At 35.4% G+C, this 9136-nt stretch carries 6 protein-coding genes; all 6 read right to left on the bottom strand.

What is annotated here, in order from left to right:
- Positions 1-136: 136 nt before the first annotated feature.
- Complete coding sequence (locus N4A40_10665; protein ID MCT4662313.1) at positions 137-2470, bottom strand: translocation/assembly module TamB; 2334 nt, start codon at positions 2468-2470, stop codon at positions 137-139.
- Positions 2471-2484: 14 nt separating this feature from the next.
- The gene (locus N4A40_10660; GenBank protein ID MCT4662312.1) at positions 2485-3396 is read right to left on the bottom strand and encodes a prepilin-type N-terminal cleavage/methylation domain-containing protein; all 912 of its coding nucleotides are present in this window, start codon (positions 3394-3396) and stop codon (positions 2485-2487) included.
- A gap of 6 nt (positions 3397-3402) precedes the next feature.
- Positions 3403-4689 carry a prepilin-type N-terminal cleavage/methylation domain-containing protein gene (locus N4A40_10655; protein ID MCT4662311.1) on the bottom strand — a complete coding sequence of 429 codons (1287 nt, stop codon included), beginning with the start codon at positions 4687-4689 and terminating at the stop codon, positions 3403-3405.
- 247 nt (positions 4690-4936) lie between these two features.
- Entirely contained in the window at positions 4937-6352 is a 1416-nt protein-coding gene (locus N4A40_10650; GenBank protein ID MCT4662310.1) for a prepilin-type N-terminal cleavage/methylation domain-containing protein, read from the bottom strand.
- A gap of 14 nt (positions 6353-6366) precedes the next feature.
- A complete protein-coding gene (locus tag N4A40_10645; protein ID MCT4662309.1) occupies positions 6367-8133 on the bottom strand; it encodes a hypothetical protein in 1767 nt (588 codons plus the stop codon).
- Between the two features lie 4 nt (positions 8134-8137).
- Positions 8138-8719 carry a prepilin-type N-terminal cleavage/methylation domain-containing protein gene (locus N4A40_10640; GenBank protein ID MCT4662308.1) on the bottom strand — a complete coding sequence of 194 codons (582 nt, stop codon included), beginning with the start codon at positions 8717-8719 and terminating at the stop codon, positions 8138-8140.
- Between the last annotated feature and the right edge of the window lie 417 nt (positions 8720-9136).

Raw genomic sequence — 9136 nt, 5'->3', positions numbered from 1 at the left:
CAAATTTTTAATTTTTTTCATTTAGCACCTCTCTTTCTATCAACAAAAGGAACATGCAGATATGGACTAGTATCGTCTTCTCTACCATATACCCATATTATAGCACAAAACAAAAAAGACAAGTTCTCACTTGTCTTTAATCTTTATCCATCCAAACTATGTTCGAATAGCTATTTTTCGAGTTTACATCTGTGAGGTCTTCGTATATTTTCATGTCTAACTCTGCGCCATCTTCTAATATGAAGTCGTCTACAACGCTGACTGCTAGAGCTTTGGTATAGCTTGTATCTGAAAATTCTACACTCCTTGCTATGATGTCGTTTACGTTTAGTCTTGTCGTTCCACCGATTACCACATCTGCACCTGAGTCGTTTATGTTTCTTATTTCCTCAAAGTGTAGTCTAGCTCCCTCGTCTGACAAAAAGTTTTGAACATATAGATTTTTTCCCTCGATTTCTATGTCTTTTGGGTTTGGATCAAAAGCTGTATCTAGCCCAACATTGAATTCTGTGTTTGCAAATATTCTATTGTAATTTACTAGTTTTGATTGGTTCTCTACATTTATGACTGGTGCTACTAGGTCATTTGCTATTATAGCAGTTGAATCTCCCTCTACGTCAAGTGATGATGTTGATTTCATGTATCTAGAATTGAATGTAGCATCGTCTATTTTTATGCCACCTCTAGCTGCAAAGCTTCCCTTTGTCTCATCATTTCCAAGATGGTCTAGGTATGAATGGTTTATAGTCACTACATCTGTCGTCGTGCTAACTCTATTTACATTTACATCTCCGTGATATAAGAATCTAGCTCCGCGAATTGTAAGTGTTCCATTTGTAAATAGGTCTCCATCTAACTCTAATGTGTCTTCTGCATCTATATTTCCATTTATGGCATCGCTGCTTCCTTGAATTTGTATATTGCCAACTACTTTTAGATCTCCATCTATATTTCCATTCATCTCTGTGAAGTTTGCAGTTCCACTTGATTCTAAATCGCTTTTTAAATCTATATTTGAGTCGGTCATGGATATATTTCCCGATAGATACACCGGAACTTCTGAAACCATTTCACTTTTCGTCATGCTTAGGTTTCCATCTATTTTTAGCGTTCCTGCATTTTGCTGGTATTTAGATGGTGTATCTGTACTTGATGTTATTTGAAGGCTAGATGTGGATATGTCGCCATCTGACACTATGAGTGTGGCTCCGTTTTCTACTATGAGGTCTCCTCCAAATGTTCTCTTCTTCAAGTCTATATCTGCTATTGTAAGTGTTCCATTTCCTGTTACCCTCAGATCTGATGCAGTTAAATCATTTAGTGCCAGTGACTCCCCATTATTTAAATTTATCCTCACTCTCCGCTTTCGGTGATTTATCCTTCCATTGCTCGGCCAATTAGATGATGAGTACGTATTTAGTGTATATGGCGTATTTCCAGATTCTTCATCATACGTTACTGTCGTCATAGTTGTAGCAACTGGTAAAGCCGTCATCGGTTCTGCTGGTGTATCTCCTGAATCTCCAAATACTGCATATCCAGATGGTATCATAGGAAAACCATCTGGGTATCCAAATGTATTTGTGTACCTAAATGTAATTATATTTTTTGATACTCTAATTTTTACATTTCTAGGGTAGTTTCCTATGGAATTGTCCCCTCTTTTTATTTCGTTTCCTATAATTGTTCCCGGTACTGGGTCATTTAGTGCTCCATCAAATATATTTACATAGGTTGGATACGACGTGTATACTCCATCAAATGTAAGTCTTCCTGGAGATGCATCTGTCCCAGCTCTCAGCATGACGCTATTGTCTGTATATAACGATCCCATACTTATAGTCTGATTATTTGATTGTATCGTAGCTGGTGAGTGTGTGTATGTGCTTCCATTTAGCTCTGCCCCTCCATTTATGCTAAATGTCTCTCCATCTGCCATAGCTGGGTAATGTGCTATGTCTGCTACCATTTTGGGGCCTGTTGCATTTCCATTGCTTCTTATGGTTACATCTCCATTTTTGACGTAAGCTATACCATATCTATTTACATCTATAAGCTGTACCAGTGCGAGTCCTTTACCTCGTTTGTGATGCCCTGTTGATTCTATAAGTATTTGCCTGCCGTTTTTTGTGATTATAGCTTCGAATCGTCCTCCCGCAATCTCTCCTGTCACTGTGTAGGGATTGCCCTTTTGAACAGAGGTCTCTGGATCTGCTCCTAGAGGAACGTCTTCAAATATAGTATTTAGCTGAGTGTTGTCTAAAAGTGCATACTGGTCTATTATGGTCTCAGCTCCTGCTTTTGCTATCAGGTATGCTTGGTTTTGTTCGTGAAATATAATTGATTCTTTGACATTCATGAGACTCAATCCATATAGACTACTTGCAAATAGTGTTAGTAGCAATAGTAAAAATAGTACCATTAGCATGGTTGAACCCTGACGTTTTTTCATTTTATAATTTTTATTCATCGAGCATCCTCCCATCAACTATCTTGCAAATCAGAGTTATCATAAGGTGGCTCATAAGCACTGCCATCATCAGCGTCTCTTTCGCCCATTTTGTGATATTCGTAGCTGTCATAGGTACTTACGAAGTAAACGTATCCTTTCGAAAAGTTTATATAGTCTATGCTGTCAGGGTCGGTTATATAGGCTTCTAGCTCTGCTTTGTGGGCTGCGCTATTCGTTCCTTCTTGAAAAAAGTCCACTATGTCTCTTTCAAATGATGAAAATGTGGCATGAGAACCACCACTTTTGTATGCAAAGTTGTGATAACCATCATAGTACATTGCTACTTGAGCTCCTAGTATCCCTGCTTTAAATGCTTTTGTCTCTTCTGTTTTGGCTCCTGACATGAAATATGTCTTCGGCACATCGTAGTTTTTTGAATAATACAGTATCTCACTATCTAATTCGAAGTTTCCATCGCCTTCAAGTCTTGAGTCTTCTATGTTGTTTAGTAATACCGATGAGCTGAGTTTAGACTCTGCGCCTTTATATTCTCCTACTATGGTGTAGTTTATAATTTCCCCTGCCGCCGTACTGTCTAGGTCTATGCTAGCTGATTTTATCTCTATACTTTCGTTTAGTTTCGTACTGCTATCTACTCTCCAAATTTCTAGGTTGTTTGAGCTTAGCTTTATATAGTTTTCCCCGTAAGCGTTTGATATTATGGTGGAATTTTTTAATTCTTCTGCAAGTGCAAATGCTATCTGATTTAGTTCTGAATCTATTATGACCTTTTTTTGTCCTACATCAAATTGTTTTTCGCCTGTAAACAAAAGGGCATATCCTACTACCATCACTAAAGAGCCAATTGCCAATGCGAGTACGAGCTCTATAAGAGTAAGTCCCGTTTTATTCTTATTTGATTTTGTTGTCTCGATTGCAATCACCCCTTTTTAATCTATTATTTGCCATGTGGTGCTATTTGTAGTCCATGTCTTGCCATCTACGCTTATAGTTCCTATGTTTGCATCTCTTGAGAATGTATAACTGCCATTGCTAAATACGAATCTCATTGTGGTTATCTGGTCTGAGTTTATTTTTGCCCAGTATTTGTATTCGTTATATGCTTCTAGTCTAGGCCACAAAAACGGTATGCTAGCTGTCCCACTTATGGTGTCTCCATAGTGGTTGTAGTTTGTTACCCATATGGTTGTAATTCTATTGTTGTTTGATGAAAGTCTGACGTTTACCGGTTGTCTAACCACGTACTCTATTTTGTTTACTCTACCATTTTCTACTTCTACCAATCCTCTAAATCCGGCATTTCCATCGTCAAAATTATTTCGCTCATCCCCTGTCTCACCAAGTAGTGTATCCGAGTCAAAAAGATATGTTTCGTTAGAATTTGTCGTTATTGTTTCACAAATTATACTTCCGCCTGTGGAGTCTCTATTGTATACTTTCATATTTGCTGAATTTCCCCACAAATTGTTGCTCACATTGCTGACTATTTGAGAAAATTCTCCTGTCTGAGTGTCATTTCTATGTCTTATCTGGTAGGCACCTCTGCTTCCATCACTGCCAAGGTATGAACTATATCTGTAATACGCTTTGTACTGATCTGTTGGAAACATGACTACGTATTCTTCTTTGCCGTAATCTAGTGGCAATATAAAAAATGCATTTCCGCTTTCATTTGTTGTTTGTGTGGCAACAAGTTCATGTCTGAGCCCAGAGCTTCTATCTCTTTTGTAAAGTCCTACCTTTACGCCTTGTACTCCATCTCCTATGAAGTTGCTTGTAGTATCTATCACTCTCACAGGAACACTGAGTGCTTTTGATCGTATAAATGTGCTCATAAAAAGGCTTCCGTCACTTTTTCTACTCACATCTACTTTCATTCCCTCTTCTGGAATCAGCCCTTTATCAACTGCGTCTTGATACCCATCTTCTCCCTCGTAGTATATTGTAGTGCCATCAACCACGTAGTGAGTTATGCTTTTTGTCAGTTCTAGACCTGAATCGTCTGGAACGTCGTAGTTTGGATTTATCCTCACGTTTGATATTATTTGCTGAGAAGTATAGTCTGCTTTTACTAGTTCGGATGCTTGATTGAGTTTTTTAAATGATTCTCCAAACCACGGGAGTACACTCACTGTAAGAAGTCCTAATAGTGCAAGTGCTAGTATTACTTCTATAAGTGTAAATCCCCTCTTTCTCTTTTTATTTATCTCATTCATAGACCCGGCCTCTCTTTCTACATCCAAGTTTATCTATTTTTTCATATTTACCCAGTATCCATTCTGTTAAGTCTATTTTATCACATCGGACCGCGTTTTTGCTATTATCTATTCTTTTTTTGAATATATGTGCTAATGATTTGCAATAAAAGACAGAAATATAAAAATAGAGTTCAAAATTTCGTTGATAATTCAATGAAATCTTGGACTCTATTTTTGATTTTATTTCTCTATTTCGCTTTTATCTTTATTTTAAAATTTGAATCTCTATCTTATCCTCTGGATTTATTGGGGTTGTATCTAAATCATTGCTTCCGACATGAAATGTTATGTTCTTCTCTTTATTTAGCAAGAATACAAAGTCACCATCTTCATTTTTTGTCAATCTAAATTCGCCATTTGTCAGTTTCTTGTACTCGTTCTTTTTTGGATCTTTATAGTAAATCGCATCTGTTGTTCCATCATCTATAGTCGTCCACTCTCCTGGTATTTCTATACTATAAAACCATTTGTGTCTTCTGTGACCTGTCTCAGAGTTGTCTTTTGTCCAGAGACCAGACTTTGGTCTTTTTCCGTTTTGCTCAAACATTAGCAATTGACCGTGATCTCCAAATTTTTGACCTGTCGGTTGCCAAGATCTCGTATGCCATGAGTATTTGTACCAAGAACCATATCTCCAATTTCCAAATTTGATTCTATTTTCTTTGCCCCAATTATAGCCATTATTAGGATTTTCCTCTATGAGTTCATCCCATAATCCATTTACGTCATCACCTAGTATCCCTTTTTCTATTTTTAATTTGTAGCAATTGCTATTGCCTGTTCCAAGCGGCCTAATCTCAGAAATTCCATCGATTCTAGAATAGTCGTTGTAATATTTATTTGTCACACGACTTTCAAACAAGATTGAATCATCTTTATCGCAGAGTTCTAGTGCTAATTTGGGACCTATATTAAAACTCATTCTTATCGGCTCATACATCCAATACTCTACATAGGTCGTACATCCTTTTTTAACACTAAATTCATCGCCTATTTTATCAGGGCTTGAAGCTGAAATCTTGTATTTTCCTTGGTTCAAATCTATTTTATATCTCCCCATAGGAGGGTCTAGATACAATATCTTTCCTAGAGCATCGGTTTCTTTGACTTCTGTAGTGTGATTCAATATATTTTCAAGTGTAACTCTCTGACCTACTATCCAGTCCATTGACTTGTTTGGCTCTTGCCATTCGTTTTTTATTCTGACAAATATAGTGGTGTCATCTCCATTGTTGCTGATATATGTCTCAGCTCGGTCTAGAGTTTCACCACTGCTTACATCTCTTGCAATTATTTGCATCTGAAGATATCCGTAGTTTCCATCTCCTATCAAGTCATCTTTTTCGAATTCTATTTTGGTTACTATTTCATAGCTTTCATCATCTGACAATCTCTTATAATCAAATGCGCCGTCATTTATAATTTCTTTGTAGTTTTTCGATCTATATGATTCTATTTCTTTTATTATATTTTCGTGTATTTCCTGTCTTCTTTTGTTTTCTTTATTTACTTTCATTGTCGTAGAAAACAATGGAAATACTCCAGCTACAACAATAGCTAATAGCGCTATGCTTATTATTATCTCTATTAGTGTGACACCTTTTCTATTCTTCAATGACATAATATATCTCCCCATCAATTTCGCTCTCTCTCGTATTTTATCTCCCAAGGTGCATTTATAGGTTGTATAAAATGAGGTGGCGTAGTTGATTGTAATCTGTCATCATAGCTATATCTTTTGTCAAAACCTGATTGCTTTATGACTCCCACAAAACCCCTCTCGTGGTTTATCAATGCTCCATGTAGGTTTAAATAGCCTTTTCTATTGTAGTCATTACTGTCTTTATACAGTTCAAATCCAAATTGTCTGCCAGCGTATATAGCCGCATTTACTGTAATTCCATCACTTCCATAATTTTCTTTTATGTTTGTATCTAGTGAGAATCCTCCTCTATTTTCAGCTCTATAGTGATTTATTAGCACATCATAGTTTGCTATCAATCCTAGCAAGCTCTTTTGCTTTTCCATGTAGTTTATATCACCATTTATGTATATGTTATTTTCAGATACTATGGTGAGACGTCCATCTAAATCTCCTTTTACAAATACATTCGCCTGTTGATTTTTTGTTACTATTTGCCCTGCATTTGAATCGTTAGCTACTTCTCCAAATCCCCATTTTTTCTCTATATACTTCGCTTTCAAGTTTTGATAGTTTCTAGAATCTCTTCTTGGGTCGATTTGAGAATTTGCTATATCATAATTTATTCGCTTTCCATCTCTCATTGCAGGTGCTATATCATTTTTAATATATATAACACCATTTTCTGGAAAATTCTTTGGTCCTTGTTCATCGCTCCACGCTAATAAAAATACGTCATCAAAATACTGATGTTTTTTGGATTGTAGTTGCTGCACAAAATACTTTTTGGGATGATTTTTATCAAATCTAATTCTTATGTTTCCAGTGTACAAATGGTCTGGCTCTACTATATCTTTTATGCTCTCTACTGTCTTTGGAAATTCTATGGTTGGAACTTTGGTTACTCCTCCTAAAAACACATCTGGTCTCGATGTCCCTGGATTTGATATTTCATATGTTTGGTATCTTCTTCCATTCCATTTTCTTCCCTTTATAGCTCCGCTATAAGTAACGGGTCCATAAAATTTCGGAGTTTCTTGTATATAAAGATCTCCATTTGTGTGAAAAGGCCCTTTAAAACTCTCTCCATTTGCCCACCAAATTTCATCTTCATGATCAGATAAATACGCAAGTTCTGTAAATTGTTTTCTGGCAAATTTTGTCTCTAATTTTCGCTTTACACTACAGGGGACTTGTATGTTTTCATATGATCCATCTTTTTTCTTGTATCTGATATCTATCAATTGTCCATTCTTGGTGTCTTTCTCATAGTATGTGGTAATTATAGTTATAGCTGGCTGAGTATTTTTTCTTATGGCTTCCTCTTCTGTTATGGTTTTTTTCTTGTCTATGATTACACTATAATATCCATTGTCGTAAGCGTAGTAATTTGGCTCATACTCAAAATCTCCATCGTCATTTTTCGTTATGCTTTTTATGAATATGTTTTTATCATCTGATATAGGATATGCTTCTCCCCTTCTGATAACTCCATTTGCTATAGCTTGATCTACTTCATTGTCCATTTTGTAAGTGCTCTCATAATATTCTTCATTTAGGTTTAGAAAAAATTGATATCTATGTATCGCTGCTTCTGCATGAACAAAATCAGTTTCTACCTCGAAGGCTTGACGCTCGAGTTTTATCCCATAAACAGAACTACTAAGTACTGCTATTCCAAGTGTTGATAGCATGACTAGTAGAAATAGTACATATATTATTCCTCCGCCATCTCTCGATTTTGATCCAATCATTTTCATATCATCAGCGCCCCCTAACTGTTATGGTTTCATCCACTATTTTGTCCACATATTTACCTACCATATCGAAATTAAAGTTCACCATGTAGTAATTAGCTGTTTTTATGCTTATCATATCTGCTATAGCTTCGTTTTCTATAGGCTTTATTTCTTCTACTAGTACTTCTGTATTTCCATTTTCATTTATTCTAATGAGCTTATATCTGTTTATTTTTTCAACTAGTGGTATCAATTTGTATGTTATTTGAACTAAATCTGGTGAGTCCGAATCTCTAGAATAAGCATATGTCTGTATATTGAGTATTTGTTCTCTCATCTTTCCATTCGGCCATTCGGAATTTTCTACTTCATTCAATATCAATTCTATGAGACCATTCCCAGATTGTCTGAGCTCTTGACTTATTCTCATTTTCAATAATTCGCTCTTTTCATTTAATTCGATTAGTTCATCATTCACTTGATATGATTTCACTCCTGATTTATAAATACTTCCCCCTGCTATAAATACTAAACTTATAAGTGATAGTGCAACTATTAACTCTATCAATGTAAATCCATTTTTGCCAATATATTTTGTTTCTTTCATAATCATACTCCATAATCTATTATTTTCTGTGTTTGTAATCAATACATAACAGAATCAAATCATTCTTTAAACAATCTTTATATGAACGCCTAAACGTTTACATTCATTCATTTTTTATATCTGATTTATTCTACCATATTTGATGCTCTTAGAGTCATTTTGTTTTCATATTTATATTTTCTTCATCGTGTTCAATATTTATCATAAAAAATTTTTATAAAAAAAGTTAACAAAGTACATTGAAAAATATGGAATAAAATGACATAATTGTATGTAATTAATTTTTAATTCATTTCGACAACATATGATTCGATGCGGGGGTCGATTTTAATGTGCTATCGAAAATTCAAGGAGGAGTATTTCAATGAAAAAAGTTTTGATGTATTTAGTACCAATAGCACTAATTTGCGCTGTGCT

This window comes from Tissierellales bacterium, from assembly GCA_025210965.1.
Taxonomy (GTDB): Bacteria; Bacillota; Clostridia; order Tissierellales; family JAOAQY01; genus JAOAQY01.
Note: the sequence above shows the minus strand (reverse complement) of the source record. Positions and strands in the feature narration are given on the sequence as shown.

What these genes read in the sequence shown, in the direction of transcription:
- N4A40_10665 (MCT4662313.1), bottom strand. Translation starts at nt 2,470, where the DNA reads ATGAATAAAAATTATAAAATGAAAAAACGTCAGGGTTCAACCATGCTA.
- N4A40_10650 (MCT4662310.1), bottom strand. Translation starts at nt 6,352, where the DNA reads ATGTCATTGAAGAATAGAAAAGGTGTCACACTAATAGAGATAATAATA.
- N4A40_10655 (MCT4662311.1), bottom strand. Translation starts at nt 4,689, where the DNA reads ATGAATGAGATAAATAAAAAGAGAAAGAGGGGATTTACACTTATAGAA.
- N4A40_10645 (MCT4662309.1), bottom strand. Translation starts at nt 8,133, where the DNA reads ATGAAAATGATTGGATCAAAATCGAGAGATGGCGGAGGAATAATATAT.
- N4A40_10640 (MCT4662308.1), bottom strand. Translation starts at nt 8,719, where the DNA reads ATGAAAGAAACAAAATATATTGGCAAAAATGGATTTACATTGATAGAG.